The following is a 26,960-nucleotide window of genomic DNA, read 5'->3' as shown; positions in this document are numbered from 1 at the left end:
CAAATGACATTAATATTTCAGTAGTATTTCATATTTATGACAAGTGAATATTATGGAATAAAAAGGGGGTGTTTTAACAACCAAAAATAATATGTGACCTGTATCAGAAATTAATTATAGCAGAAGTAAAGACCGGACAAATACAAGGGATATATCAGAAGGGCGAAATGGGTGGGGGCCCTGCCAGCTACATCCCGGCACACACGTCGTCTGCTCTGGCTGCTTCCTTCCGGACCTGACCTGGTAAACAGAGTAGCGTTGCGGGAGAACCAACAGAGCCCCCATTGAGAGCGCTAGTTACCTAACGCGCTGGCGCATTATCCCTGCTGACCTGGTGAATTGCAAGCTCGCCCCGCTCACCTGCCGGTTTATTGCACAATACGCCAATAAAACCAGCAACTCACGGTCAACCGGTAAGATTGCGAGCGCGCGCTCAGCACACAAGCGGGTTATCCACCATACTTAGCCACCTTGCGTCCCCTTTTATCATCAGCACATTGTCTCTACGGTAATCGAATGACTGACTCATCACCACAGACCATCACTCTGCCTTTACCCGCTATTGAAGGGATGACCATCGCCTTTCATGGCGTGAACTATCTGCGCCCGGAAAAAATGCTCGACTTCGTGACCATCAGTCAGGCACCAGTGCGAGCGGTCACGCCGCTGGCGCTGCTCTATTCCACCGTCGGCGTGCTGCGCCAGGTGGAACTGCGCAAGCTGCCCGTCTACATCAGCGGTCGGGTGGTTTACCCCATTTCGTCGCTGACCATGCCGGGCCTGCGGGCGAAGCTAATCATTAACGCCACCTCGCAGCGTTTGAAATTTCTTGAGAGCCTCATCGCCAGTTCACCGTCTGACAATGTCCATGGCATGCAGATCCTCGGCCTGGCCCTGACTTTCACTATCGAACAACCCGCCTGAACCGAGGCAGGCTGTACAGCCTGCGGCTCAGCGCTTATGCTGGCGTTTTCCGGTTAACAGGGCTGAACATGGATCCGCACGACACATTCCCCCAACGCGTCTGGCACATCGTGGCGTCGATACCGGAAGGCTATGTCGCCACCTACGGCGATATCGCCCGCCTGGCCGGTTCACCGCGCGCCGCACGCCAGGTAGGCGGCGTACTGAAGCGCCTACCGGAAGGGTCCACCCTGCCCTGGCATCGGGTGGTCAATCGCCATGGCGATATCTCCCTCACCGGGCCCGATCTTCAGCGACAGCGTCAGGCGTTGCTGGCCGAAGGGGTTCAGGTCTCCGGCAGCGGCCATATCGATCTTCAGCATTATCGCTGGGTTTACTGAAGGTAAAAAAAAGCCCCCGTCAGGGGGCTCGGCGAGCTTATTGCGCAACGGGGACGGCGGTCTGCGTGACCGGAACCAGCGTCAGGTCGGCATGCGTCCCCCCCTGGTTTATCACTGTCTGCACGGTATCGGTAATGAACATTAGCTGGCCGTTCACCGCGATCGCGGCACTCAGCAAAATACGGGCGTTCGGCTGAATGTCTGCCGGATTGTAAGGCAGGGCAAAGTTAAATGGCGCCTGTTTGCCTTCGGTACGCACCGCTTTTTGCGACAACACGCGGGCTGGCGCATCTGCCAGAGAAGCATCCGACAGGGTCACCGTCAGTACCGCGTCCGGCGGTAAAGCGATTCTCTGGCGGATATTAATCGTCCCCGTAACGCTCGGCTGCTGCTGTGCCACGCTCAGCGTCGCGATGCCATAAGGGTCGGGCGCGGCTGCCTGAGTCGAAGAACTGGTAGAGTGGTGATTAGCACAGGCGGTTAGCGTCGCGGCGACAGCTAAGGCACTAAACATATAGGCAAATTTCATGATGTTCTCCTTATCATCCCTTAATACCCAGGAGGATGTTCCGCCGCTTCGCCGGCAGGAACTTTCGTGTCGTCAATAAGTGTGGCACAGATCTCAGATTTGTTCCTGTTGCCCCCTCGTTATTCAGATTATTACACCCATCGGACCACTTGCGATTCCAGGTTATACTTTGCCACATCACGCGCATCGCGCTGCGCCGCTATCATTAATTGAGGATAAGTATGAGTCAGGCACTCTCTAACCTGCTGGCATTATTAGATCTGGAAAAAATTGAGGAAGGGTTATTCCGCGGACAGAGCGAAGACCTGGGATTGCGCCAGGTTTTTGGCGGCCAGGTGGTGGGCCAGGCGCTGTATGCGGCAAAAGAGACCGTGCCCGTTGAACGTCTGGTACATTCATTTCACAGCTACTTTCTGCGCCCCGGCGACAGCCAGAAACCGATCGTCTACGATGTGGAAGTACTGCGCGACGGCAACAGCTTTAGCGCCCGGCGAGTGGCCGCCATTCAGAACGGGAAGCCGATCTTCTATATGACCGCCTCCTTCCAGGCGCCAGAGCACGGCTATGAGCATCAGAAAGCGATGCCGCCGGCCCCCTCTCCTGACGGCCTGCACTCGGAAACCGATATCGCCCGCAAGCTGGCACACCTTCTGCCGCCGCAGGTGAAAGATAAATTCCTCTGTGATAAACCGCTGGAGATCCGCCCGGTTGAATTTCATAACCCGATGAAAGGCCATATCGCCGAACCGGTGCGCCAGGTGTGGCTGCGCGCCAACGGCGCCGTTCCCGACGATCTGCGCATTCATCAATATCTGCTGGGCTATGCCTCGGACTTTAATTTCCTGCCGGTGGCGCTGCAGCCGCACGGCGTCGGCTTCCTTGAGCCTGGCATGCAGGTCGCCACTATCGACCACTCAATGTGGTTCCACCGGCCGTTTAATATCAATGAATGGCTGCTGTACAGCGTTGAAAGCACCTCAGCCTCCAGCGCCCGTGGCTTCGTCCGCGGCGAGTTCTACACTCAGGATGGAACGCTGGTAGCTTCAACGGTCCAGGAAGGGGTGATGCGCAACCGCAACGCATAAAAAAAGCCTCCCGGACGGGAGGCTTTTTGCTACAAGGAGAAGGGTTTTCTATCAGGCGTTGTAGGCGTTTTCGCCATGGCTGTTGACGTCCAGCCCTTCGCGCTCCTGCTCTTCCGGTACGCGCAGCCCTACGGTCATGTCAGCCACTTTGTAGCCAATGTAAGCCACGACGCCCGACCAGACGATGGTGATGGCGATACTTTCGAGTTGCACCAGCAGCTGATGGCCCATGGTGACGCCTTCTGCATAACCCACGCCGCCCAGAGAGGTGGCCGCGAAGATACCGGTCAGGATACAGCCGACGATGCCGCAGACGCCGTGGACGCCGAAGACGTCGCAAGGGTCATCAACCCGCAGCCAGCGTTTCAGCGCTGTTACGCCCCAAATACCCGCCAGACCAGATGCGATACCCACAATCAACGCCCCACCGACACCGATATACCCGCACGCCGGGGTGACGCCAACCAGACCGGCAATTGCACCGGAGCAGGCGCCCAGCAGAGAAGGCTTACCGCGCAGGGCCCATTCGCCAAAGGTCCAGGCCAGGATGGCTGCCGCTGTGGCGACGACGGTGTTGACGAAAGCCAGTGCGGCAATTTCGTTCGCTGCGCTGGCGGAGCCGGCGTTGAAGCCGAACCAGCCCACGTAGAGGATGGCAGTGCCGGTGAACACCATCGGCAGATTATGCGGTTTGAACGCTTCTTTGCCGAAGCCCACACGTTTGCCCATCATGTACGCACCCACCAGCCCGGCGACGGCGGCGTTGATGTGTACAACGGTACCGCCCGCGAAGTCCAGCGCGCCGTGGGTCGCCAGCAGACCGCCGCCCCAGACCATGTGCGCAATCGGAACATAAGAGAGCGTCATCCACACCACCACAAAAATCAGCACGGCGGAGAAACGAATACGTTCAGCCAGCGCCCCCACGATCAGCCCGACGGTGATACAGGCGAACGATCCCTGGAAGGCAACGTGGATGTACTGATAGAAGGTGCCCATCAGCGCTTTCAGTTCAATATTTTTCAGCATCACCCAGTCAAAGCTACCGAAGAAGCTGCCGCCGGTGCCGAAGGCCAGGGTATAGCCATAAATCACCCACAGTACACAGACCAGGCCAAAGGTCACAATCACCTGGGTCAGCATGGAAAGAACGTTTTTGCCGCGGATCAGGCCGCCGTAAAACAGCGCGATCCCCGGGATAGTCATAAACAGAACCAACGCGGTGCAAATCATCATAAACGCGTTATCGGCTTTGTCCGCCACTGCGGGCGCAGCCATTGCCAGTCCCGGAAGAAGGGCCAATGCCCCCAGACCCGATTTCATTGTTGCCATTTTCATTGTTTCGTTCCCCATCACTGTGTGGTCTGGAAATTACAGTGCCGCTTCGTCAGCTTCGCCGGTACGGATGCGAATGACGCGCTGCAATTCAGCGACGAAAATTTTGCCGTCGCCAATTTTTCCGGTGTAAGCCGCTTTGCTGATCACATCGATGACTTCATCCAGCTGATCGTCGGCAATCGCCACATCAATCTTCACTTTTGGCAGAAAGTTGACGCTATACTCGGCGCCGCGGTAGAGCTCCGCATGACCTTTCTGACGGCCAAAGCCCTTGACTTCAGTGACCGTCAGGCCCTGAATGCCGATGGAAGACAAGGCTTCACGCACGTCTTCCAGTTTGAATGGTTTGATTACCACGGTAACCAGCTTCATAAGTCCCCTCCAGTCAGTATTCGGTAATGGCCGCAGCTAACACGATGGATATAAAGCAAGGGCTATGCCAGAAATGAAAAAAGGCCGCAGAGCGGCCCTTTGATGGCAAAAAACAGGGTGCAGGTCAGACAATTGCCTGCTGAAACGCGTTTGCAGCGCAAAAACGCACCACAATAGTGCATTTGATGTAACGTTTTTGCACCACGGCAGGCCACGCTTTCTTCGCTGCCTGATGGTGGTGCATCAGGCGCTCAGCGATTCTTCTCTGGCGCTGGCCGCTAGCTCTTCGCCAGCCAGCTGCAGCTGATACATCTGCCAGTATCGCCCTTTCGCCGCCAGCAGCTGCTGATGATTACCTCGCTCGACAGCCTGTCCGCGATGCAGGACCAGGATGGTATCGGCCTCAACGATGGTTGACAGCCGATGGGCGATGACCACCAGGGTGGTATGCTGACGAACTTTCGCCAGCGCCAGTTGAATCGCCTGCTCGGTGCCGGAGTCGATGTTGGCCGTCGCCTCATCCAGAATCAACACCTGCGGAGTCTCCACCAGTACGCGCGCCAGCGCCAGCAGCTGCTTCTGCCCGACGGAGAGGTTATTGCCCTGCTCGCCCAACTGGGTGTACAGGCCATCGCTCATGCTGCGCGCCACCTCCGCCAGTTGCACCGCCTCCAGCGCTTCCCAGACCTGCGTCTCACTGATGTCCCGACCCAGCGCGACGTTGGCATAGAAGGTATCCGCCAGTACCACCGGATCCTGTTGCACCATCGCGATGCCCCGACGCAACGCGCTGTGGCTGAGGGAAGCGAGCGGCCGACCATCGATGCGGATCTCCCCGTGGGTTAACGGGTAATAGCCCATCATCAGACTCGCGAGAGTACTCTTCCCGCTGCCGGTATGCCCGACCAGCGCCACAAAGCTGCGCGAGGGAATGTCCAGGCTGATATCCTGCAGGACCAGTCGATCCCCCCGGTAGGCAAAGGAGAGATGGTCAATTTCCACCCGGCCGCTGCGCAGCGGCGCGTCATCCGAGCCCCACGCCTGGCGCGGGCGATCCATCAGCTCAAAAACGCGTTCGCCGGCGACCACCGCCTGCTGCAGCATCGACTGCTGGGTGGTCAGCTCAATGAGTGGCTCATTGAGGCGTCCGAGATAGCTGATAAACGCGTACAGGACCCCGACCTCGATCGTGCCCACCGCGCTAAAGCCAAACAGCATCAGCAGCCCGCACAGTACCAGCGAGGAAAAAAGGCTCAGCAGCGGGCGCAGCAGGAAACCGTCGAGGCGCAGCGTCTGCATTCGCGCCAGGTAGTGGGCATAGCTGGCCTCGCGCATCCGTTCACCAAAGCGCGCCTGCTGGCGGAACTGCTGGATCACCCCCATGCCGTTGATCACTTCGTTGAAACCATCGTTGATATCAGCAAGCCAGGCGCGCACCCGGCGCACAATCGGCGTGCTATAGCGCTGATAGATAATCATCACGATCAGTACCGCCGGGAAAATCGCGATCGCCACCAGCGCCATTCGCCAGTCGAGGCTGAACATTGCCACCAGCATCGCGCCGATCAGCGCGGCGCTGCGCAGCACGGTTGCCACCACCGTCACGTACAGGTCGCGAATGACTTCGGTATCGTTGGTCACCCGTGAGATAAGCTGCCCAACCGGCTGGGTATCAAACTCGCTGAGTGGCTGATGCAGGGCGGCATCCATCACGTCGCTGCGCAATTGCTGGACGACGCCGACCGCGGCGCGGTTAAACAGTAGCGACTGGTTATAGTGCAGTAACGCCGCCAGCAGCTGCAGGCCGATATAGGCTACCGCCAGGCCTGCCACCAGCTTCAGCGGCAGCGTATGCTTCGCCACCATATTATCGATGAAATAGCTGATGAGCAGCGGGCCGCTCACTTCCGCCGCCGCCGCGATCCACATCATCCCCACCGCGATGGCCAGCGGCTTACGCCACGGTGAACCATAGGCCAGCAGGCGTTTAAGCGTCGGCCAGAGTTCGGTAAAGCTACGCATCCAGGGCCTCCTCTTGCGCCTGCGGAACCTCGTCGAGCGCGGCTTCCAGCTGCTGGTAACGATACATGTCGCGATACCAGCCTGGCTGCACGGCCAGCGCCTCGTGGCGGCCACGCTGGGCAATATGCCCATGCTGCAACACCAGAATTTCACTGGCCTCGGTCAGCGCCGACAGCCGGTGGGCGCTGATAATCACCGTCCTCCCCTCTCCCCACTGGCGCAGGTTGTGCAGGATCTGGTGCTCCGTACGGCCATCCACCGCCGACAAAGCATCATCCAGGATCAAAATTTCGGCCTCCAGCAGCAGAGCGCGGGCAATCGAGATGCGCTGTTTCTGGCCGCCGGAGAGCATCACGCCGCGCTCGCCCACTTCGGTATCGTACCCCTGGGGCAGGCGCAGAATGTCGTCATGCACGCTGGCCAGCCGTGCCACGCGTTCAATCTGCGCTGGTGTCGCATCCGGTTTGCCCAGCGCGATATTATTGGCGACGGTGTCGGAGAATAAAAATGGCGTCTGATTGACCACCGCCAGCCGGGCACGCCAGCTGTCGAGCTGCAGACGCGGCAGCGGCAGATCGTGAAAGCGGATCTCGCCGCTGGTGACGTCAAAATGACGTTGCAGCAGCGCCAGAATGGTACTTTTACCGGCACCTGTCGGCCCGCAGATACCCAGCATTTGCCCAGGCTGGAGGGTAAAATTAACCTGCTCCAGCGACGGTTTACTCGCCTGCGGATAGCTGAAATTGCGGATGGCAACCTGCAGGACACCGCGGCCTGCTGGCACGGCTTCAGTACCGTCGTCCACCGCTGGCGCCTCTTCGAGCATCGTGCGGATACGACCATAGGCCGCGCTACCGCGCTCAACAATGTTAAACATCCACGCCAGCGCCAGCATCGGCCAAATCATCAGGCCAAGATACATTACAAAGCTGGTCAGCTGGCCCAGCGTCAGGCTGCCGTGGATCACCATCCAGCTGCCGCCGCCGATAGCCAGCAGGTTAGCGGCCCCGATGGCGATATAGATGGTGGGGTCGAAACGCGCATCAATGCGTGCCACGCGCATGTTTTTCGCGCCGGTATCGGCGGCATCGGCGGCAAACTGCGCCGACTGGCGATCCTCCAGCCCAAAAGCCTTAATCATACGGATGCTGGTCAGGCTCTCCTGTGTGCGATCGTTAAGGCTGGAAAAGGCCGCCTGGGCCACGCGAAAACGTTCGTGAAGCGCATCGCCGTTGCGTTTAATCGCCAGCGCCATCAGCGGCATCGGCAACAGCGCCAGCAGGGTGAGCTGCCAGCTAATCTGCGTCGACATCACAATCAATACCGCACAACCCATCACCATCGAATCCACCAGGGTTAACACCCCTTCACCGGCGGCAAATACCACCCGGTCAACATCGTTGGTGGCGCGGGCGATCAGATCGCCAGTACGATGGCGTAAATAGAATGCCGGATGCTGGCGGCTCAGTTGCCGGTAAAAATCTTCCCGCAGTTCGACCGCCAGCTGGTAAGAGGCGCCGAACAGCAGCACGCGCCAGACATAGCGCAGCAGGTAGACCATTACCGCGACCAGCACCAGCGCGCCGATCCACATCCACACCTTCTCGGCGGTGTAATGTTGTTGCGTCACGCCGTCCACCACAATGCCCACCACCTTCGGCGGAATAAGCTGCAGGACGGCAATAATGGCCAGCAGGGCAATCGCGCCAAGATAGCGGCGCCACTCCCGGCGGAAGTACCAGCTGAGTTGAGCAAATAATCGCAAGCAGTAAAATCCTGATTTGTAATGGGTTACGGCGCAATACCGTTATTCGACAGGCAAGGCAGTGGTATATTTTATCTGTTCCATGGCAAAACTCGAAGTGACATCCGACAGCCCCGGCACGCTGTTCACTAAACGTTTATAAAAATCGTCATAGCGTTTCATATCGGCCACTTGCACCCGCAGCAGGTAATCATACTCTCCTGCCATCCGCCAGAAGCCGAGCACCTCTGCCATCTGCGTCACTTCGCTCACAAAATGGCAATACCAGTCGCTGCTGTGATGCTGGGTCTTGATCAGGACAAACGCCGTCAGGCCCAGCCCCACCTTTTCCGCATCCAGTAAGGCGACGCGCCCGCGCAAAATACCTTCATCTTCGAGCCGTTTCAGGCGTTTCCAGCAGGGTGTGGTGGTCAGATTAACGGCATCGGCCAGCGCCTGCAAAGAGAGGGTGCAATCTTCCTGCAGCAGCGCCAGCAGCTTACGGTCAATTTTATCTAGCATAGGGTATCCGAAGAGAAAATTTTGCTCCCATAATGGTAATCCAAAGGTTAAATGGCAACAATTTTTCCCGGACTTTCCGCTAAGCTAGGCACAAAATGACAAACAGGAAATCACGATGAATAGCGCCTGGGTTAAACATGCCATTAGCGAAATCAACGCCGACTATCAGCGCTCCGCTGACACGCATCTGATCCGTCTGGCGCTGCCTGCGTTTCCAGGCATCCAGCTGTATCTGAAAGATGAAAGTACCCACCCCACCGGCAGCCTTAAGCATCGCCTGGCACGGTCGCTGTTTCTCTATGGCCTGTGCAACGGCTGGATCAAAGAAGGTACGCCGATTATTGAATCCTCCTCGGGCTCAACCGCCGTTTCGGAGGCCTATTTCGCCCGCCTGCTGGGGCTGCCGTTTATCGCCGTGATGCCTTCCTGCACCGCCAAACGTAAAATCGAACAGATCGAGTTTTACGGCGGACGCTGCCATTTTGTGCAGAGCGCCTGCGAAATCTACGACGCTTCCGAAATGCTGGCCCGCGAGCTGAACGGCCATTATATGGATCAATTCACCTTCGCCGAACGGGCCACCGACTGGCGCGGTAACAATAATATCGCCGACAGTATTTTCCGCCAGATGAGCCATGAACCGCACCCGCAGCCATCATGGATCGTCATGAGCGCCGGCACCGGCGGCACCTCGGCAACCATTGGCCGCTATATCCGCAGCCAGGGCCATGAGACGCAGTTGATGGTTGTTGATCCGCAGAATTCGGTCTTCCTCGAGTACTGGCAGACCCGCGACGCCAGCCTGCGCAGCCTGGTCGGCAGCAAAATTGAAGGCATCGGCCGCCCACGCGTCGAACCGTCATTTATTCCCGACGTCGTCGACGAGATGTTGCGCGTGCCGGATGCGGCGAGCGTGGCCACCGCCCTGTGGCTGGAAACACAGCTTGGGCGCAAGGTCGGCGCTTCTACCGGCACCAATATGTGGGGCGTATTGCAGCTGGCCGCGCGGATGCGCGAGGAAGGACGAACGGGTTCCATCGTCACGCTGTTGTGCGACAGCGGCGAGCGCTACCTGGAAACCTATTACAACCCGCAGTGGGTGGCCGCCAATATCGGCGATATCGCGCCCTGGCAGGTGGAGATCGCCGCGCTGGTCGGCAGGCGATAAAAAAAGCCAGATAGAAAACTATCTGGCTTGCCGGAAGGGTCTCTCTATTCGGGGGAATAAGGAAGATCAGGATTATCCAGCCAATGCGTTAAAAAGTGGGAGACCGCCTGATGTCGGCAGTCACCGATAACAGGAAGATGCGGCAGCTCGGCTTTCAGCTGCGGCATCGCGTTGCCCATGATAAATCCCCGCCCAACGCTGCCCAGCATCTCGCGGTCGTTCATCGCATCGCCAAACGCCATGCACTCCTGCAGGGTGAAGCCTAAGTGCTGGCTGAGCACCGCCAGCGCCGCACCTTTATTACACCCAACCGGCAGCACTTCCAGACAGTCCATCGCCGAGAAGCAGAGAAACGCGCGATCGCCCAGCGTCTCATTTAGCTGGATCCGCAGGCGGCGGAGATCGTCATGATCGCCGCAAAAACAGATCTTGGTGACATGCTGCGCCGACATGCGTTTCGGATCGCATAGTTGATAGTGAAAGCCGCTGAAGACATGCGCTTGCAACAATTCAGGCCTTGCCTGACCGGTGAACCAGCCGCCATCGTTAAACACATGCATGCTGGCCTGAGTATCCCATTTGCTGTGCAGCACCGCTTCCGCCGCCTCGGGAGCGAGATCCTGGCGATAAAGCTCCTCCCCTTCCAGCGAATGGATGCGCGTCCCGTTGCCGGTGATCAGAAATGCGTCCAGGGAAAATTCGCCAATCACATGGTGCATCTCCAGCACATGGCGACCGGTAGCGAACGTCAGGGTGATATTACGTTCCCGCAGCCGTTTCAGCGCGGTGAGCGTTTGCTCGCCGAGACGATGGTCCGGCATCAGCAGGGTGCCGTCCATATCAAATGCGGCCAGTTTTGCCATGATGTATTCCCCGATGTGTGATGGGCTTCGCTTGTGTTGCAGTATCACCTGGGATATACGGAAGTAATAGTGAATAGATATTATTAATTGTTCCGGGTTTACAGCGGCCCGGTGGACGACGGCTCCCATGCGACTCTTACACCGTTTAAATCAGTACCAGCGATTGTGGCAACCCTCAGCCGGGGCGCCGCAGCAGGTGACCGTCGGCGAACTGGCGGAGCGCTGTTTTTGCAGCGAACGCCACGTCCGCACTCTGCTGCGTCAGGCGCAGGAGGCGGGGTGGCTAAGCTGGCAGGCCAGCTCCGGGCGCGGCAAACGCGGGCAGCTCTCATTTCACAAAACCCCGGAAAGTCTGCGCAACGAGATGATGGAGCAGGCGCTGAACAACGGTCAGCAGCAAAACGCGCTGGAGCTGGCGCAGCTGGCCCCGGTGGAGCTGAAAGCCCTGCTCCATCCCTTCCTCGGCGGTCAGTGGCAAAACAATACTCCGACGCTGCGTATTCCTTACTATCGCCCACTGGAGCCGTTGCGCCCTGGCTTTCTGCCCGGACGCGCCGAGCAGCATCTGGCCGGGCAGATCTATGCCGGGCTAACGCGCTTCGACGAAGGCGACAATATGCCGATCGGCGATCTGGCGCATCACTGGCAGGTCTCACCGGACGGCCTGCGCTGGCATTTTTATATTCGCTCTACGCTGTACTGGCACAATGGCGATGCGGTGGAAACCGCGCAGCTGCGGCAGCGGTTACGGCTGCTGCTTGAGCTGCCAGCCTTGCGGACCCTCTTCGCCAGCCTTAGCCGTATCGATGTCACTCACGCCCAGTGTCTAACCATCACGCTGCATCGTCCTGACTACTGGCTGCCGTTCCGTCTCGCCAGCTACTGCAGCGTGCTGGCGCATCCTGACGATCCGGCCATCGGCTGCGGGCCATTCCGCCTGAAACGGTTCAGTCCGGAACTCGTCCGCCTGGAGAACCATCCCCGTTACCACCTGCAGCATCCGCTGATCCAGGCAGTGGAGTACTGGATCACTCCTCAGCTCTTTGACCGCGATCTCGGCACCAGCTGCCGCCATCCGGTGCAGATCACCATCGGCGATCGCGAAGAGCTCCACAATCTGCGTCAGGTCAGCAACAGTATCAGCCTTGGCTTCTGTTATCTCACCCTGCGCCACAGCCCGCGTCTTAGCAAAGCGCAGGCCCAGCGGCTGGTGTCGATAATCCATCACTCGTCGCTGCTGGAAACGCTGCCGCTGGAGGAGGATCTGATTACGCCGAGCCATGAGGTGCTGCCAGGATGGTCCATCCCGCAGGGACCGGAAAACAACGCGGTACCGCTGCCGGCCAGACTTACCCTGCTCTATCATCTGCCGGTCGAGCTTCATGCGATGGCCGAACAGCTGAGGCAACGGCTGGCTCTGCTGGGCTGCGAGCTGACGCTCATTTTTCATGACGCCAAAAACTGGGAAGGCTGTCAGCATCTGGGGCAGGCCGATCTGATGATGGGCGACCGGCTAATCGGCGAAGCGCCTGAATACGCCCTCGAACAGTGGCTGCGCTGCGATATGCTGTGGCCTAATTTGCTGACCGGGGCGCAATATGCCCATCTGCAGGCGACATTAGACGCCGTGCAGGCGCAGCCCGAAGCCCGCAGTCGCAACGATGCGCTGCGCAACGTGTTCAACAGTCTGATGGAAGACGCCATCATGACGCCGCTGTTCAAATATAACTATCGGATCAGCGCGCCACCGGGGGTCAATGGCCTGCGTCTTAACGCCCGGGGCTGGTTCGACTTCGCCAGCGCCTGGCTACCGGCGTCATCGTCATGAGAGAGCTGGTCGCCGCGCGCGTCTGGCGCTACCATAGCGCCTTTACTCATTTAGTCAGGAATTGCCATGAAACGCGCCGTAGTTGTCTTCAGCGGAGGACAAGATTCAACCACCTGCCTGGTGCAAGCTCTGCAGCAGTATGATGAAGTGCATTGCGTCACTTTTGATTATGGCCAACGCCACCGCGCGGAAATCGACGTGGCGCGCGAACTCGCCCTGAAACTGGGCGCTGTCGCGCATAAAGTGCTGGACGTCACTCTGCTCAACGAACTGGCAGTCAGCAGCCTGACCCGCGATAACATTCCGGTACCCGACTATCAGCCTGATGCCGAGGGCATTCCCAACACCTTTGTCCCCGGGCGCAATATTCTGTTTTTAACCCTGACAGCAATCTACGCCTATCAGGTGAAAGCCGAAGCCATCATCACCGGCGTGTGCGAGACCGACTTCTCCGGCTACCCGGACTGCCGCGATGAGTTTGTCAAAGCGCTGCACCACGCCGTCAGCCTTGGGATGGCGAAAGACATTCGCTTTGAGACGCCGCTGATGTGGCTGAATAAAGCCGAGACCTGGGCGCTTGCCGACTACTGGGGTCAGCTGGATCTGGTGCGCCAGGAAACCCTCACCTGCTACAACGGCATTAAGGGCGATGGCTGCGGCCAGTGCGCCGCCTGTAACCTGCGCGCAAACGGACTCAACCAGTATCTGGGGGACAAGGTCGGCATAATGGCGGTGATGAAGCAAAAAACCGGGCTGGCACAGGCATAGCCTCCGGGGAGCGATTTACCGGAGCTTTGACTCAAATTCCCCGGTGGCGCGACGCTTACCGGGGCTACGGGTTCATCACCTGCCGTGGGCCCGGCACTCACGCGACGGTTGTCAACGCAAGTTCATCTGGTCAAGTTTCTCGCGCAACTCCCCTTCCAGCGGCAGCGCCTTCTGGGTTTTCAAATCGATACAGACGAAGGTAATCAGCGCATCGGCCACCACTTCGCCATTGGGGTTGAGGGTGACCACCTGGCTTAGCGTGCCGCTTTTGCCGTTGAGTTGCTCCAGTTTGCTGCTCACTGTCAGCACATCGCCCAGTACCGCCGGACGACGGTAGTTAATATTGATATTCACCACCACGAAAGCGATATTTTTCTCCGTCATCCACTGAAACGCGGGGCTGTTTTCCAGGCCATCCCAGCGGGCTTCCTCAAGGAACTCCAGGTAGCGTGCGTTGTTCACATGCTGGTAGACGTCGAGATGATAGCCGCGAACTTTAATTTGTGTCTGCATAGCACCAATGCCTTTCTGTTATTGTTGTTTATGAGGTAAGAGGTCACACCACTTGATGCAACCTCTTTATCCTGGCAAAAAATCACCGCTGTGCAAGGTCTGGTATAAAATTTACAGCGTCAGATGGGCTAAATTGCGCTCCACCAGCGAGCTGCCCATTCCCGGGACCTGCTTCAGATCATCGAGGGTTTTGAACGGCCCGTACTCTTCGCGGTAGCTGACAATGGCCTGGGCTTTTTTCAACCCCACGCCATTCAACGCCTGAGCCAACTGTTCGGCGCTGGCGCGGTTAATGCTGACCTTTGTCACCCCGTTGTCCGCCTCACCGGGCACCGTTTCCGCCTTCGCCGAAGTAGTCGCCTGCACATTTTCTTTATTCACCGCCGCTTTGCCGCTGGCGGGTGCAGCCAGCGCTCCCTGTACGCCTACCGCGAAAACCAGTACGCCCGCGGCCATCAGTGCTTTTATTCCATATTTCATGCTGATATCTCCTTGTGTGTAGACAGCAAGGTTACGATAGCGTCAGTGCGGATGGCCGACAAAAGGCAAATCACAGAAATGGAAAGGGCCGCGAAAGCGGCCCTTGGGGATTACATCGTGTTGCTCATTTTTGCGAGACGACGCGAAATTACTGCTGCTGGTCGATGCTGTCGCCCAGTTTAATTTTCGCCGCCTTGCGCAGGTTACTCATCAGCGCTTCGAAAGCGATTTGGGCGTTGTTCTGGGTAATCCCCTGAACCATGGCCTTCTTCTGCTCTTCCGGCATGTTGCCTGCTTTCACTTCATCCAGCGCCACCAGCACCACATCGCCTTGCATATTGCTGCCAACGCCATAGACCGGTTTGCCCTGCTGCGGCAGCGGCAGAGTAAATGCCAGTTGGCTCAGCGGATCCTGGCCGGTACGGGAAAGCGTCTGCGGCGCGCCGAAGCTCAGGCCAGCCGCCTTCATCGCTTCATCGCCTTTGCCGTCTTTCAGCGCCGCCAGCAGCTTGTCGGCATCCAGTTTCGCCTGCTGTTCCGCTTTATTGTGCTTAACGATATCGCTGACCTGCGCCTTCACTTCGGCCAGCGGTTTCACCGCCTCGGCTTTGTGTTCGCTAATGCGCAGAACAAAAGCGCGATCGCCGTCAACGGTGATGATGTCGGAGTTGCTGCCCGGCGCGCCATTCTCACCCACCAGACCGCCGTTGAAGATTGCGTCAGCGACCGGTTTAAAGTTCAGCTCTTCCGGCAGGTTATCGCGGCCAAACCAGCCGGTTTCCACCACCTTCAGTCCGGCGACCTGCGCCGCGCCCGCCAGCGATTCATTATCGTTACTGGCCGCATCGCTCACCTTCTGCTGCAGCGCGTAGTAAGCATCCAGCGCTTTTTCCTGCTTCACTTTCGCCGCAATGTCATTGCGCACGTCAGCCAGCGGTTTCACCTGCGCCGGCTGGACGTCGTCCAGACGGGCCACCAGGAAGCCAACTGAGGATTTGATCACGCCAGACAGCTGGCCTTTCTCTTTCAGCCCGGCATCTTTCAGCTCAGGCACCGTAGAGGCATCTTCCATCCACCCCATATCGCCGCCGTTGCGGGCAGAGATAATATCAGTCGATTTTTCTTTCGCCAGCGTGGCGAAATCTGCCCCTTTTTGCAGCTCGGCCAGCACCGCTTTCGCATCGGCTTCCGTTTTGGTCTGAATCACGCTGTAGCGGTTGCGCTGCGGCTGAGTGAACTGATCCTTGTGCTGGTCATACCATGACTGAATCTCTTCGTCAGAGGCACTCTCCTGCATGCTGGCGGCATCCATTTTGATATAGCTGACGCGGAACTGTTCCGGTGCCATAAAACGGGCCTGATTCTGCTGCCAGAAGGCGTTGATTTCCTCATCGCTGGCCGTCTGTTTTGCCGCCAGGGCATTCACGTTGATGGTCGCTTCGCGGACGACACGCTGCTGAGACACCAGCGCCGCCAGTTGATCGGACTCGCCCGGCAGCATGAAGTCGGTACCCGCAATGGCGTTAATCAGCTGCTGTGTGGTCAGCTGGTTACGCAGCGCCTGAGCGTACTGATCGGTGGTCATCCCCATCTGGGCGACAATACCGCTGAAACGCTGGTTGTCGAACTTACCGTTCGTCTGGAACGCCTGGGTCTGGAAGATCGCCTGCTTCACCTGCTCATCGCTGATGCTGAGACCCAGCTCGCGGGCATACTGATCCAGAAGCGACTCATCGATCAGCCGGTTCAGCACCTGCTGGCGCATGGTTTTCATGTAGTTTTCGTTCGCCGCCAGCTCGGAGAACTGGTCGCCAAGCTGCTGCTGCATACGGTTACGTTCGCTGGCGACGGCGTTTTCAAACTGCCCACGGCCAATCTCCTGGCCATTCACTTTTGCGGCATAGTTTTTGCCACCGCCAATCAGGTAACCACTCACCCCGGTCAAAATGAACGAGACGATAATGATACCGAAAATAATCTTGAGCACGACGCTGTTGGCGGCCGTGCGTAGGTTGTCCATCATGGTGTAACAACGCTCCGCTGTAGATGACTTTAGCTCGCGCAGCATAGCACGTGATGGCCGCCGCGCGTGAGGACGTATTTTGACAAGAAAACAGGGTGATTGTCAGCCCACAAGTGGCGATAAACACACATAAAGTGGTCTGAAAAGGCAATAAAAAAGGCACATCTCACGATGCGCCCTTGTACTTCGTCACATTCCCTGACGGGAAAGCCGATCAGTTCACCGCGTCTTTCAGCGCTTTACCAGCACGGAAGCCCGGCACTTTTGCGGCAGCGATAGTAATTTCTTTACCTGTTTGTGGGTTGCGACCAGTACGGGCGGCACGTTCTTTAACAGCAAAGGTACCAAAACCTACCAGCGCAACGTCATCCCCAGCCTGCAGAGATTCAGTAACAGAAGCGATTAAAGCATCTAACGCACGTCCAGCTGCAGCTTTAGAAATGTCCGCACCCGCAGCAATTTTGTCAATCAGTTGAGATTTATTCACTGTTCTCTTCCTCTCTTTATAATTTATATCGCACCTGAGTCCTTCATAGTGCGACCGCGCAGCAGTTATATCAGGACTGTCATGCCCTTACAACAGCAGTTGTCGATGACCCCCCTGCCAGCGATCTAAGTTAGCTACACAAAAAAAGGCTGGCAAGTCCGAAATGACTTACCAGCCCTATTTTTATTAGCGCAATTTGCGCAGAATCACTATTTCGCGGTCACAACCTGCATGCCGAACGGTTCGTTCTGCAGCGCAAGTGTCAGAACTTCCTCGATTCGTTTCACCGGATGGATATCCAAATCGGCGATAACGTTATCTGGAATTTCTTCAAGGTCGCGTTTGTTCTCATCAGGAATCAGAACAGTCTTAATGCCGCCGCGATGCGCCGCCAGCAGTTTTTCCTTCAGACCGCCGATCGGCAGCACCTGACCACGCAGAGTGATTTCACCGGTCATCGCCACATCAGCGCGTACCGGGTTACCGGTCAGACAGGAGACCAGCGCCGTACACATGGCGATACCCGCGCTCGGACCATCCTTCGGCGTCGCCCCTTCCGGTACGTGGACGTGAATATCACGCTTCTCGTAGAAGTCGGCGTTAATGCCCAGTTTATCCGCCCGCGAACGTACCACGGTCAGCGCAGCCTGAATCGACTCCTGCATGACTTCACCCAGCGAGCCGGTATAGGTCAACTTGCCTTTGCCTGGTACGCAGGCGGTTTCGATGGTCAGCAGATCGCCACCCACCTCCGTCCACGCCAGACCGGTCACCTGACCAACGCGGTTCTCGCTATCGGCACGGCCATAGTCAAAGCGCTGTACGCCGAGATAATCGTGCAGATTCTCACCGTTAATCTCGATGTGTTTCAGCGTTTTATCCAGCAGCAGCTGTTTTACGGCTTTACGGCACAGCTTGGAGATTTCACGCTCCAGGCTTCGAACCCCCGCTTCACGCGTGTAGTAACGAATAATGCCGATAATGGCGCTATCGTCGACGGTCAGCTCGCCTTTCTTCAGCGCGTTACGTTCAATCTGCTTCGGCAGCAGGTGACGCTTGGCGATGTTCAGCTTTTCATCTTCGGTATAACCGGAGAGGCGAATCACTTCCATACGATCCAGCAACGGCGCCGGAATGTTCATGGAGTTAGACGTCGCCACGAACATCACGTCGCTGAGATCGTAATCCACTTCCAGATAGTGGTCGTTAAAGGCCACGTTCTGTTCCGGATCCAGCACCTCAAGCAACGCTGAAGCTGGGTCGCCGCGCATGTCGGAAGACATTTTATCGATCTCATCCAGCAGGAATAGCGGGTTTTTGACCCCCACTTTCGCCATTTTCTGGATCAGTTTGCCCGGCATCGAGCCAATATAGGTCCGACGGTGGCCGCGAATTTCCGCTTCATCGCGCACGCCACCTAACGCCATACGTACGTATTTACGTCCGGTCGCTTTGGCGATCGATTGGCCCAGCGAGGTTTTACCTACCCCCGGCGGTCCCACCAGACAGAGGATTGGCCCCTTGATTTTGTTCACCCGGCTCTGCACCGCGAGATATTCAAGGATGCGATCCTTCACGCGCTCCAGACCATAGTGATCGGTATCGAGGATTTCCTGGGCCTGACGCAGGTCTTTTTTGACCTTACTGCGCGCATTCCACGGCACCTGCACCATCCAGTCGATGTAGCCACGCACGACGGTCGCTTCCGCAGACATCGGCGACATCATCTTCAGCTTCTGCAGTTCCGCTTCGGTTTTTTCTTTCGCCTCTTTCGGCATTTTCGCCGCGTCGATCTTACGCTTCAGCGCTTCGTTTTCGTCCGGGGCATCGTCCATCTCGCCGAGTTCTTTCTGAATCGCTTTCATTTGCTCGTTCAGATAGTACTCGCGCTGGGATTTCTCCATCTGCTTTTTGACGCGGTTGCGAATGCGCTTCTCAACCTGCAGCAGATCGATTTCCGATTCCATCATCGCCATCAGATATTCCAGACGTTCGTTGATGTCGGACATCTCGAGCACGGACTGCTTGTCAGCCAGCTTCAGCGGCATGTGTGCCGCGATGGTATCCGCCAGGCGCGCCGGATCGTCGATACTGTTCAGCGACGTCAGCACTTCCGGTGGGATCTTCTTGTTCAGCTTGATATAGCCTTCAAACTGGCTGATAGCGGTGCGAACCAGCACTTCCTGCTCACGTTCGTCAATCGCCGGCGAGTCGAGATACTCCGCTTTCGCCGAGAAATGTTCGCCATTATCAGACAGCGCAGAAATACGTGCACGCTGCAGCCCTTCGACCAGCACCTTCACGGTACCGTCCGGCAGCTTCAGCATCTGCAAAATAGACGCCACGGTTCCAACGGTGAAAAGATCGTTTACACCCGGCTCATCCGTCGACGCTTCTTTCTGCGCAACCAGCATGATTTTTTTATCATGGTCCATGGCCGCTTCGAGGCAACGAATAGATTTTTCCCGCCCTACGAACAGGGGTATGACCATGTGCGGATAAACCACCACATCGCGCAATGGCAATACGGGGATTTCAATGCGTTCAGAACGCTCAGGATTCATAGAGCTCTCTCTTAGTTTAAAGTCCGCCAGGTAGCCGACGACGCCATACTCCACTGCATCGTCGTTAATATGTAATCCAGTATATGGGGATGTATTCCACACATTCAACGGCGGGAATGCAGGAAAAATAAAAGGGGAGATAAAATCCCCCCTTTTTGTTAACTGCTTGAGTGAAATGGTTAATTATTCACCAGATGCCTGCTGGGCTTCCGGTTTACCGTAGATCAGCAGCGGTTTGCTCTGACCCTCGATAACCGACTCATCAATGACCACTTTTTCGACATCATCCATCGAAGGCAGGTCATACATGGTATCCAGCAGCGCCGCTTCCACAATCGAGCGCAGGCCACGGGCGCCGGTTTTACGCGCCATCGCTTTCTTGGCGATAGCATCCAGCGCTTCGTCGCGGAATTCAAGTTCTGCGCCCTCAAGGCTAAACAGCGCCTGATACTGCTTGGTCAGGGCGTTTTTCGGCTCTTTCAGGATCTGGATCAGCGCTTCTTCGCTCAGCTCATTCAACGTCGCCACCACCGGCAGACGACCGATGAATTCAGGGATCAGACCAAATTTGATCAGATCTTCCGGTTCAACCTGAGACAGCAGCTCACCTTCGCTGGCTTTGTCGGACTTCGCTTTTACCGTCGCGCCAAAACCAATGCCAGAGCCGGTTTCAACACGGTGGGAAATCACTTTGTCCAGGCCAGCAAACGCGCCGCCGCAGATGAAGAGGATCTTGGAGGTATCAACCTGCAAGAACTCCTGCTGCGGATGTTTACGTCCGCCCTGCGGTGGAACGGCGGCGACGGTGCCTTCGATAAGCTTCAGCAGCGCCTGCTGTACGCCTTCGCCGGAGACGTCGCGGGTAATCGACGGGTTATCGGATTTACGCGAAATTTTGTCGATTTCGTCGATATAGACGATGCCGCGCTGCGCTTTCTGCACGTCGTAGTCGCACTTCTGCAGCAGTTTCTGAATGATATTTTCGACGTCCTCACCCACATAACCCGCTTCGGTCAGGGTGGTGGCGTCTGCCATGGTAAACGGCACATCCAGCAGGCGCGCCAGCGTTTCCGCCAGCAGCGTTTTACCGGAACCGGTCGGCCCGATCAGCAGAATGTTACTTTTACCCAGCTCTACGCCATTGCTGGTATCGCCATTGCGCAGACGTTTGTAGTGGTTGTATACCGCGACCGCCAACACTTTCTTCGCCTGTTCCTGACCGATGACGTAGTCATCAAGGTGGTGGCGAATCTCGTGCGGCGTCGGCAACGCGCTGCGCTCGCGGTGCGGCGCAACTTCTTTAATCTCTTCGCGAATGATGTCGTTACATAAATCAACGCATTCGTCGCAGATATACACGGATGGCCCGGCGATCAGCTTACGCACTTCATGCTGGCTTTTGCCGCAAAAAGAGCAATACAACAATTTGCCCGATCCATCTTTGCGTTTATCTGTCATGAGTCCAAACCTCTTTTTAAGTTCTTTGTGCCGCACACGACGACGCAAATGCCATTCTCAGGCGCAAGCCGCCATATAGCGTTGTGCCGCCCTTCATTAGTATATACACAAAATCCTTTGCGCTACATCGAGGCGCTGGCAAAGCAACCGGCCGCAAGCCTGACCGGCAAGCGTCCGGAAAAATGCCAACCACTCACGAAAACGTGGCGAGAAGAATGAAGCGTAAAGCGGCACCCTTGCGCCTCGGGCATCAATTACGATGGGTCAAAATAGAGTCGACCAGCCCATACTCCACGGCTTCCGCAGCAGAAAGGAAGCGGTCACGCTCGGTGTCACGCTCAATCTGCTCAAGAGACTGGCCGGTATGATGCGCCATCAGCTCATTCATGCGCCCTTTCACCTTCAGGATTTCGCGGGCGTGGATCTCAATATCCGTCGCCTGTCCCTGATAGCCGCCCAGCGGCTGGTGGATCATCACGCGGGAGTTCGGCAGGCAGAAGCGCTTGCCTTTCGCCCCGGCGGTCAGCAGGAACGCCCCCATGGAAGCGGCCTGGCCCATACAGATGGTGCTGACGTCCGGCTTGATGAACTGCATGGTGTCATAAATCGACATCCCGGCGGTGATCACCCCGCCCGGAGAGTTAATGTACAGGTAAATGTCTTTTTCCGGGTTTTCCGCTTCCAGAAACAGCATCTGCGCCACGATCAGGTTTGCCATGTGGTCTTCGACCTGGCCGGTCAGAAAAATGACGCGTTCCTTAAGCAGACGGGAGTAGATATCAAAAGAACGTTCACCGCGTGAGGTCTGTTCAATGACCATCGGCACCAGGGCCATATGGGGTGCAAAGTTGTCTCGTTCGCCACTGTATGACATTTCCGTCTCCTGGAGTAATTTTAAAATACCTGCTGCACTGATTGTAACCTTACGGACGGATTATCAGCCACAGTTTCTATCCGCTGAACGCGTCACCGCCTCTTTAACACGCGTGCGATTGCGGATGCAGTTGCCTCCCCCGGTAATGGGGATGGTGTTGCCATATTTCAAGCATAACAAGCTTTTGCTGTAACGCTATCATGGTAAATGCGTTTTAGCACCGTGCCTGAGGCTATCATTATCCTAAAAAAAAACCCGCCGCCTTTCGGCAACGGGTTTTTGCTCGAACCTTAAACAATCGCGGCGAAATTACGCCTGCTGGTTCATCAGTTCGTTGAAGGAAGTGGCTTTTTCAGACACTTTGGCTTTCGCCAGCACGGCTTCAACAGCCTGCTCTTCCAGCGCCACGTTGCGCATGTTGTCCATCAGCTCTTTGTTCTTGCTGTAGAACTCAACGACTTCTGACGGATCTTCGTACGCAGAAGCCATCTCTTCGATCAGGCCTTTCACGCGCTCTTCGTCAGCTTTCAGCTCGTTGGTGCGAATCACTTCGCCCAGCAGCAGACCGACAACGACGCGGCGTTTAGCTTGCTCTTCGAACAGCTCGCGCGGCAGTTCCAGAGCCTGTTTCTCGTTGCCACCGAAACGCTGAGCAGCCTGGCGACGCAGCACGTCGATTTCGCTGTCGATCAGGGCAGCCGGAACGTCGATCTCGTTAGCTTTAACCAGACCTTCGATTGCCTGAGACTTCACGCGGTTACGTACAGCGCCTTTCAGCTCGCGTTCCATGTTTTTACGCACTTCAGCGCGCAGGCCAGCGACAGAACCATCTTCCACGCCGAAACGTTTGATGAATTCTTCGGTCAGCTCAGGCAGTTCACGCTCTTCAACTTTTTTCAGGTTGATAACGAACTTAGCCGCTTTACCTTTCAGGTTTTCTGCGTGGTACTCTTCCGGGAAAGTCACGTCGATGGTGAACTCTTCACCCGCTTTGTGACCTTTGATACCGTCTTCGAAGCCCGGGATCATGCGACCCTGGCCCATTGCCAGTACGAAGTCAGAGGCTTTACCGCCTTCGAACTCTTCGCCGTCTACGGAACCGGTGAAGTCGATGGTTACGCGATCTTCAGCGTCAACGGCGCCGTCTTTGTCTTTCCAGGTCGCCTGCTGCTTGCGCAGGGTTTCCAGCATGGTGTCCACGTCAGCGTCGGTCACGTCAACAACCGGTTTTTCAACTTCGATCGCGTCCAGACCCTGCAGCTCAACTTCCGGATACACTTCGAACTCTACCGCGTAGGTGAAGTCTTCGCCCAGTTTGTATTCGCCCGGAACGTAGTTCGGCGCACCAGCCGGATTGATTTTCTCTTTGATGATCGCGTCAACGAAATGACGGCTCATCAGGTCGCCCAGCACGTCCTGGCGAACGGATGCGCCATAACGCTGAGCAACAACATTCATCGGCACTTTGCCTTTACGGAAGCCGTCAATGCGAACTTTTTTCGCTACGTTGACCAGCTCGCTTTTGACAGCATTCTCGATGCTGTCAGCGGCGATAGTAATCGTTACACGGCGCCCAAGGCCCTGAGTGGTTTCAACTGAAACTTGCATCTTGTTACCTCAAAAAAATCACAGTGCTCGGTCAACTCTGGAAGCGCGTGTAGGTGGCTTCGCAGAACCGGGATGCCCTCTTCAAATCAGAAACACATTCCCTGTCGTCAGAATCATCCCGAAGACATTCATATATAAGACGCGGCATTATAGCGGCATCACTTTTGTGAGTCGAGAACGGTTGTCGCCCACTGCTGCGGCATTTTTCACATTTCCCGCTCAAATTTGTCCGCAAAAGCGCTAACTTTGCGCATTTTCCAGGCAAAACAAAACGGCCCGTAGGCCGTTTTTGCTAAATCTGCAAGCAACATACTGGAAAAGCGCCAGCGGTTGCAAATGGGATTTCTAGGCGATACTCCCCGCACCGCGGCAAGGCGGCGAGGCGAAAACCGTATCTTGTAGTGCTTCCCACTCTTTAATCGTGTAGGTGTGCAGCGCCAGGGCATGCACCGTATTCGACAGCTCCTCAGTTAGCGTGCCGTAGATCATACGGTGGCGATTGAGGAAACGCTCGCCAGTGAAGCGATCGCTCACTAACACCACTTTAAAATGACTTTCAGAGCCCGCTGGGACGTTGTGACGATAACTTTCATCCACGACTTCGAGATACATCGGGTCGAACGCTGCTCTAAGTTTTGCTTCGATCTGTTCACGTATCATCATGAATTTTCTCCTCCGACAACGCTGAGATGCCGCCACTCCCTATAAATGTTAGCCGCTTTTACCGCTTCCATTAGGAGAAAACAACAAAAAATTAGCATTGTTCTGATATTTTCATTCAAAAGTATCACGTTTACTGGCTCTGGTCGCCAGAACTGCCGGGGAAAAAGCGATTAACCATGGCCGGACGCTCAGAAAACCGCCAGGGCGATGGATTTACACGCGTTGCCACTTCCCCTTGCCGTTGGCAATGCTATGATGGCGGTAATTTTCCTTATAACAACACCATGCGTTGAGACCTGAACATGCTTAAGAAGATCCTTTTCCCGTTGGTCGCCATGTTTATGCTGGCAGGATGCGCCACGCCGCCGACCACCATTGAAGTATCGCCGAAAATCACGCTGCCGCAGCAGGATCCGAGCCTGATGGGCGTGACCGTCAGCATCAACGGCGCTGACCAGCGTCCGGACCAGGCGCTGGCAAAAGTCACGCGTGACAATCAGCAGGTCACCCTCACCGCCTCCCGCGATCTGCGCTTCCTGTTGCAGGAAGTGCTGGAGAAACAGATGACCGCACGCGGTTATATGATTGGCCCGAACGGCGCGGTTGATCTGCAAATTATCGTCAACAAACTCTACGCTGACGTCTCCCAGGGTAATGTGCGTTACAACATCGCCACGAAAGCAGATATCGCCATCATCGCCACCGCGGCAAACGGCACGAAGATGACCAAAAACTACCGCGCCAGCTACTCCATTGAAGGCGCTTTCCAGGCCTCGAACAAGAACATCGCTGATGCCGTTAACAGCGTCCTGACCGATACCATCGCCGATATGGCGCAGGACACCAGCATCCACGATTTCATCAAGCAAAACGCGCGTTAATGCCACCACGAACCCGGCCTCAGCCGGGTTCGTGCTTTATGCTATGTCCAGTCATTACTTACGCATTTTTCAACAGCCGAAATCAGCGATTTTGCTGATCCTCGGTTTCGCCTCAGGCCTGCCGCTGGCTCTCACCTCCGGTACCCTGCAGGCCTGGATGACGGTGGAAAATATCGATCTGAAAACGATCGGTTTTTTCTCACTCGTCGGCCAGGCCTATGTCTTTAAATTTCTCTGGTCCCCGCTGATGGACCGCTATACGCCGCCGTTTCTTGGGCGTCGTCGCGGTTGGCTGCTGACTACCCAGGTCCTGCTCCTGCTGGCCATTGCGGCGATGGGCTTTCTTGAGCCCGTCTCCCAGCTCCGCTGGATGGCGGCGCTGGCGGTGGTGATCGCCTTCTGCTCGGCGTCACAGGATATCGTGTTCGATGCCTGGAAAACCGACGTTCTGCCGGCGGAAGAGCGCGGTACCGGCGCCGCGATCAGCGTGCTGGGCTATCGCCTTGGGATGCTGGTGTCCGGTGGTCTGGCTCTGTGGCTTGCCGACCGCTATCTCGGCTGGCAGGGGATGTACTGGCTGATGGCGGCGCTGCTGGTGCCCTGTATCATCGCCACACTGCTGGCACCCGAGCCGAGCGACATTATCCCGGTTCCCAGGTCGCTGGAGCAGGCGGTCGCCGAACCGCTGCGCGATTTTTTCGGTCGCAATAACGCCTGGCTTATTCTGCTGCTCATCGTCCTTTATAAGCTTGGCGATGCGTTTGCCATGAGCCTGACCACGACCTTCCTCATCCGCGGCGTTGGCTTTGATGCCGGAGAAGTCGGGATGGTGAACAAAACTTTGGGCCTGTTTGCCACCATTCTCGGTGCCCTGTACGGCGGGGTCCTGATGCAGCGGCTGACACTGTTTCGGGCGCTGCTGATCTTCGGTGTGCTGCAGGGGGTCTCCAACGCCGGCTACTGGCTGCTGTCGATTACCGATAAGCACCTCTATTCCATGGCAACCGCCGTGTTCTTTGAAAACCTGTGCGGGGGAATGGGGACAGCGGCGTTTGTCGCACTGTTGATGACGCTGTGCAATAAATCATTCTCCGCCACCCAGTTCGCGCTGCTCTCTGCGCTGTCTGCGGTCGGCCGCGTGTACGTTGGGCCAATCGCCGGCTGGTTTGTCGAGGCCCACGGCTGGTCGACGTTCTATCTCTTCTCGGTCGTGGCGGCGGTGCCGGGGATTGCCCTGCTGCTGCTGTGCCGGCAAACGCTTGAGCATACCCAACGTACGGCAAGCTTCATGCCGCGAAGGGAATACCCGCAGGCCTATGCGCTGGCGCTGGGGATCCTGGCACTGGGCTGCCTGCTGCTGACGGTATGGCTGGCTTTGCTGGTCATGAACGCCCTGGATTACACCGCCTTCTCATTCCTGTCGGGTCTGCTGGAGGTTGCCGCGCTGACTGCCGTTGGCGGTATTTTGTTCGGCGGTCTGCTCGACTACCTGGCACTGCGTAAAACTCGCCTGATTTAAGGACGCTGCATCATTATTAGCCGTTGTAATTACGAAACGTAATTATAACGGCTTATTAACGCTTTTATATTGTCCGCCGCGCTATTTGTTGTTTTGTGCGTTTTTGATTTCTGGAAATTATTGACAGTTTTCATTCGATTCTTTAAATAATTTAACCGATTCAGCTACAGCGATTTTATTTTAGGTTTTCACAATGTCTTTTATTTGATAATTAAATGTTAAACAATTGTTCTAATTTATGGGTGGTTATGCCCATTCGCCGCTAAGTACTCCTTTTCTTATCCCTTTCGTTATCAATCCCATGAAATTCAGGCTTTGCAAGCGATTACGTAACACTACGTAACATA

Annotated in this window: 24 protein-coding genes and 1 other RNA gene; 8 read left to right on the top strand and 17 right to left on the bottom strand. The window is 56.4% G+C overall.

All coding sequences use genetic code 11. The features are described from left to right. Positions 1 to 178 precede the first annotated feature (178 nt). Positions 179 to 275: signal recognition particle sRNA small type (gene ffs / locus CWM61_RS14300), an RNA gene on the bottom strand. Between the two features lie 241 nt (positions 276 to 516). On the opposite strand from ffs, the gene CWM61_RS14295 reads away from it, so the two are divergent. Continuing rightward, on the top strand, positions 517 to 924 hold the full coding sequence (locus CWM61_RS14295) for a hypothetical protein (RefSeq protein WP_061155539.1): 408 nt from the start codon (positions 517 to 519) through the stop codon (positions 922 to 924). A gap of 68 nt (positions 925 to 992) precedes the next feature. Next, positions 993 to 1,304, top strand: coding sequence for an MGMT family protein (locus CWM61_RS14290; RefSeq protein ID WP_061155540.1), 312 nt, complete (start codon positions 993 to 995; stop codon positions 1,302 to 1,304). A gap of 37 nt (positions 1,305 to 1,341) precedes the next feature. Here CWM61_RS14290 and CWM61_RS14285 read toward each other — a convergent pair whose 3' ends face one another. Next, the gene (locus CWM61_RS14285; protein WP_008805415.1) at positions 1,342 to 1,833 is read right to left on the bottom strand and encodes a YbaY family lipoprotein; all 492 of its coding nucleotides are present in this window, start codon (positions 1,831 to 1,833) and stop codon (positions 1,342 to 1,344) included. A 221-nt stretch (positions 1,834 to 2,054) separates the two neighbouring features. On the opposite strand from CWM61_RS14285, the gene tesB reads away from it, so the two are divergent. After that, positions 2,055 to 2,918 carry an acyl-CoA thioesterase II gene (gene tesB / locus CWM61_RS14280; RefSeq protein ID WP_008805414.1) on the top strand — a complete coding sequence of 288 codons (864 nt, stop codon included), beginning with the start codon at positions 2,055 to 2,057 and terminating at the stop codon, positions 2,916 to 2,918. 51 nt (positions 2,919 to 2,969) lie between these two features. Here tesB and amtB read toward each other — a convergent pair whose 3' ends face one another. The 5 genes from amtB to CWM61_RS14255 all read right to left on the bottom strand — a co-directional run bounded on the left by amtB (position 2,970) and on the right by CWM61_RS14255 (position 8,916). Next, entirely contained in the window at positions 2,970 to 4,256 is a 1,287-nt protein-coding gene (gene amtB / locus CWM61_RS14275; RefSeq protein ID WP_061155542.1) for an ammonium transporter AmtB, read from the bottom strand. Positions 4,257 to 4,289: 33 nt separating this feature from the next. Then, positions 4,290 to 4,628, bottom strand: a complete 339-nt coding sequence (gene glnK, locus CWM61_RS14270) for a P-II family nitrogen regulator (RefSeq protein WP_002891893.1) — start codon at positions 4,626 to 4,628, stop codon at positions 4,290 to 4,292. Positions 4,629 to 4,871: 243 nt separating this feature from the next. Continuing rightward, positions 4,872 to 6,650, bottom strand: a complete 1,779-nt coding sequence (locus CWM61_RS14265; RefSeq protein ID WP_061155543.1) for a SmdB family multidrug efflux ABC transporter permease/ATP-binding protein — start codon at positions 6,648 to 6,650, stop codon at positions 4,872 to 4,874. Next, positions 6,643 to 8,415: a SmdA family multidrug ABC transporter permease/ATP-binding protein gene (locus CWM61_RS14260; RefSeq protein ID WP_061155544.1), complete on the bottom strand. Its 1,773-nt coding sequence runs from the start codon at positions 8,413 to 8,415 to the stop codon at positions 6,643 to 6,645. Before CWM61_RS14260 ends, CWM61_RS14265 begins: the two co-directional genes overlap by 8 nt. Before the next feature lie 42 nt (positions 8,416 to 8,457). Then, a complete protein-coding gene (locus tag CWM61_RS14255) occupies positions 8,458 to 8,916 on the bottom strand; it encodes an Lrp/AsnC family transcriptional regulator (RefSeq protein WP_004204786.1) in 459 nt (152 codons plus the stop codon). Positions 8,917 to 9,031: 115 nt separating this feature from the next. Between CWM61_RS14255 and CWM61_RS14250 the strand changes: the two genes are divergently transcribed. After that, a complete protein-coding gene (locus CWM61_RS14250) occupies positions 9,032 to 10,084 on the top strand; it encodes a PLP-dependent cysteine synthase family protein (protein ID WP_074386730.1) in 1,053 nt (350 codons plus the stop codon). A gap of 44 nt (positions 10,085 to 10,128) precedes the next feature. On the opposite strand, the gene cof is transcribed toward CWM61_RS14250, so the two are convergent. Beyond that, the gene (cof, locus tag CWM61_RS14245; RefSeq protein WP_016160381.1) at positions 10,129 to 10,947 is read right to left on the bottom strand and encodes an HMP-PP phosphatase; all 819 of its coding nucleotides are present in this window, start codon (positions 10,945 to 10,947) and stop codon (positions 10,129 to 10,131) included. A 127-nt stretch (positions 10,948 to 11,074) separates the two neighbouring features. Between cof and CWM61_RS14240 the strand changes: the two genes are divergently transcribed. Both CWM61_RS14240 and queC read left to right on the top strand, forming a co-directional pair. Beyond that, positions 11,075 to 12,775 (top strand): SgrR family transcriptional regulator, encoded by a 1,701-nt coding sequence (locus CWM61_RS14240; RefSeq protein WP_074386731.1) that lies wholly within the window; start codon positions 11,075 to 11,077, stop codon positions 12,773 to 12,775. A gap of 66 nt (positions 12,776 to 12,841) precedes the next feature. Next, positions 12,842 to 13,543 (top strand): 7-cyano-7-deazaguanine synthase QueC, encoded by a 702-nt coding sequence (gene queC / locus CWM61_RS14235; RefSeq protein WP_074386732.1) that lies wholly within the window; start codon positions 12,842 to 12,844, stop codon positions 13,541 to 13,543. 111 nt (positions 13,544 to 13,654) lie between these two features. Here the strand turns inward: queC and CWM61_RS14230 are convergent, their stop codons facing one another. From CWM61_RS14230 to bolA, 9 genes are all read right to left on the bottom strand, one after another. Next, positions 13,655 to 14,056 carry a YbgC/FadM family acyl-CoA thioesterase gene (locus tag CWM61_RS14230; protein ID WP_023288617.1) on the bottom strand — a complete coding sequence of 134 codons (402 nt, stop codon included), beginning with the start codon at positions 14,054 to 14,056 and terminating at the stop codon, positions 13,655 to 13,657. 111 nt (positions 14,057 to 14,167) lie between these two features. After that, entirely contained in the window at positions 14,168 to 14,536 is a 369-nt protein-coding gene (locus CWM61_RS14225; protein ID WP_077268420.1) for a helix-hairpin-helix domain-containing protein, read from the bottom strand. A 148-nt stretch (positions 14,537 to 14,684) separates the two neighbouring features. Then, positions 14,685 to 16,559 (bottom strand): peptidylprolyl isomerase, encoded by a 1,875-nt coding sequence (gene ppiD, locus CWM61_RS14220; protein WP_061155550.1) that lies wholly within the window; start codon positions 16,557 to 16,559, stop codon positions 14,685 to 14,687. 214 nt (positions 16,560 to 16,773) lie between these two features. Continuing rightward, the gene (hupB, locus tag CWM61_RS14215; protein WP_002444653.1) at positions 16,774 to 17,046 is read right to left on the bottom strand and encodes a nucleoid-associated protein HU-beta; all 273 of its coding nucleotides are present in this window, start codon (positions 17,044 to 17,046) and stop codon (positions 16,774 to 16,776) included. Positions 17,047 to 17,255: 209 nt separating this feature from the next. Continuing rightward, on the bottom strand, positions 17,256 to 19,610 hold the full coding sequence (lon, locus tag CWM61_RS14210; protein WP_061155551.1) for an endopeptidase La: 2,355 nt from the start codon (positions 19,608 to 19,610) through the stop codon (positions 17,256 to 17,258). Positions 19,611 to 19,793: 183 nt separating this feature from the next. Continuing rightward, positions 19,794 to 21,068: an ATP-dependent protease ATP-binding subunit ClpX gene (gene clpX / locus CWM61_RS14205; RefSeq protein WP_061155552.1), complete on the bottom strand. Its 1,275-nt coding sequence runs from the start codon at positions 21,066 to 21,068 to the stop codon at positions 19,794 to 19,796. Positions 21,069 to 21,318: 250 nt separating this feature from the next. Further along, the gene (gene clpP / locus CWM61_RS14200) at positions 21,319 to 21,942 is read right to left on the bottom strand and encodes an ATP-dependent Clp endopeptidase proteolytic subunit ClpP (protein WP_002891804.1); all 624 of its coding nucleotides are present in this window, start codon (positions 21,940 to 21,942) and stop codon (positions 21,319 to 21,321) included. A 309-nt stretch (positions 21,943 to 22,251) separates the two neighbouring features. Continuing rightward, the gene (gene tig, locus CWM61_RS14195; RefSeq protein WP_061155553.1) at positions 22,252 to 23,550 is read right to left on the bottom strand and encodes a trigger factor; all 1,299 of its coding nucleotides are present in this window, start codon (positions 23,548 to 23,550) and stop codon (positions 22,252 to 22,254) included. Positions 23,551 to 23,895: 345 nt separating this feature from the next. After that, a complete protein-coding gene (bolA, locus tag CWM61_RS14180) occupies positions 23,896 to 24,213 on the bottom strand; it encodes a transcriptional regulator BolA (protein WP_002891649.1) in 318 nt (105 codons plus the stop codon). A 302-nt stretch (positions 24,214 to 24,515) separates the two neighbouring features. Here bolA and CWM61_RS14175 point away from each other — a divergent pair, with 302 nt between their 5' ends. Further along, complete coding sequence (locus tag CWM61_RS14175; RefSeq protein ID WP_061155554.1) at positions 24,516 to 25,094, top strand: lipoprotein; 579 nt, start codon at positions 24,516 to 24,518, stop codon at positions 25,092 to 25,094. A gap of 43 nt (positions 25,095 to 25,137) precedes the next feature. Beyond that, entirely contained in the window at positions 25,138 to 26,613 is a 1,476-nt protein-coding gene (gene ampG / locus CWM61_RS14170) for a muropeptide MFS transporter AmpG (protein ID WP_100631435.1), read from the top strand. The last annotated feature ends 347 nt before the right edge of the window (positions 26,614 to 26,960 follow it).

The organism is Klebsiella sp. K-Nf6 (genome assembly GCF_002806655.1).
GTDB lineage: Bacteria > Pseudomonadota > Gammaproteobacteria > Enterobacterales > Enterobacteriaceae > Klebsiella > Klebsiella variicola.
Note: the sequence above shows the minus strand (reverse complement) of the source record. Positions and strands in the feature narration are given on the sequence as shown.

Excerpts from the sequence above, each read along its gene's own strand:
- CWM61_RS14240 (WP_074386731.1), top strand. The coding sequence starts at position 11,075 with ATGCGACTCTTACACCGTTTAAATCAGTACCAGCGATTGTGGCAACCC.
- clpX (WP_061155552.1), bottom strand. The coding sequence starts at position 21,068 with ATGACAGATAAACGCAAAGATGGATCGGGCAAATTGTTGTATTGCTCT.
- lon (WP_061155551.1), bottom strand. The coding sequence starts at position 19,610 with ATGAATCCTGAGCGTTCTGAACGCATTGAAATCCCCGTATTGCCATTG.
- clpP (WP_002891804.1), bottom strand. The coding sequence starts at position 21,942 with ATGTCATACAGTGGCGAACGAGACAACTTTGCACCCCATATGGCCCTG.
- CWM61_RS14290 (WP_061155540.1), top strand. The coding sequence starts at position 993 with ATGGATCCGCACGACACATTCCCCCAACGCGTCTGGCACATCGTGGCG.
- queC (WP_074386732.1), top strand. The coding sequence starts at position 12,842 with ATGAAACGCGCCGTAGTTGTCTTCAGCGGAGGACAAGATTCAACCACC.
- tesB (WP_008805414.1), top strand. The coding sequence starts at position 2,055 with ATGAGTCAGGCACTCTCTAACCTGCTGGCATTATTAGATCTGGAAAAA.
- amtB (WP_061155542.1), bottom strand. The coding sequence starts at position 4,256 with ATGAAAATGGCAACAATGAAATCGGGTCTGGGGGCATTGGCCCTTCTT.
- glnK (WP_002891893.1), bottom strand. The coding sequence starts at position 4,628 with ATGAAGCTGGTTACCGTGGTAATCAAACCATTCAAACTGGAAGACGTG.
- CWM61_RS14265 (WP_061155543.1), bottom strand. The coding sequence starts at position 6,650 with ATGCGTAGCTTTACCGAACTCTGGCCGACGCTTAAACGCCTGCTGGCC.
- bolA (WP_002891649.1), bottom strand. The coding sequence starts at position 24,213 with ATGATGATACGTGAACAGATCGAAGCAAAACTTAGAGCAGCGTTCGAC.
- CWM61_RS14255 (WP_004204786.1), bottom strand. The coding sequence starts at position 8,916 with ATGCTAGATAAAATTGACCGTAAGCTGCTGGCGCTGCTGCAGGAAGAT.
- tig (WP_061155553.1), bottom strand. The coding sequence starts at position 23,550 with ATGCAAGTTTCAGTTGAAACCACTCAGGGCCTTGGGCGCCGTGTAACG.
- cof (WP_016160381.1), bottom strand. The coding sequence starts at position 10,947 with ATGGCAAAACTGGCCGCATTTGATATGGACGGCACCCTGCTGATGCCG.
- CWM61_RS14250 (WP_074386730.1), top strand. The coding sequence starts at position 9,032 with ATGAATAGCGCCTGGGTTAAACATGCCATTAGCGAAATCAACGCCGAC.
- CWM61_RS14225 (WP_077268420.1), bottom strand. The coding sequence starts at position 14,536 with ATGAAATATGGAATAAAAGCACTGATGGCCGCGGGCGTACTGGTTTTC.
- CWM61_RS14285 (WP_008805415.1), bottom strand. The coding sequence starts at position 1,833 with ATGAAATTTGCCTATATGTTTAGTGCCTTAGCTGTCGCCGCGACGCTA.
- CWM61_RS14295 (WP_061155539.1), top strand. The coding sequence starts at position 517 with ATGACTGACTCATCACCACAGACCATCACTCTGCCTTTACCCGCTATT.
- ppiD (WP_061155550.1), bottom strand. The coding sequence starts at position 16,559 with ATGATGGACAACCTACGCACGGCCGCCAACAGCGTCGTGCTCAAGATT.
- ampG (WP_100631435.1), top strand. The coding sequence starts at position 25,138 with ATGTCCAGTCATTACTTACGCATTTTTCAACAGCCGAAATCAGCGATT.
- CWM61_RS14175 (WP_061155554.1), top strand. The coding sequence starts at position 24,516 with ATGCTTAAGAAGATCCTTTTCCCGTTGGTCGCCATGTTTATGCTGGCA.
- CWM61_RS14230 (WP_023288617.1), bottom strand. The coding sequence starts at position 14,056 with ATGCAGACACAAATTAAAGTTCGCGGCTATCATCTCGACGTCTACCAG.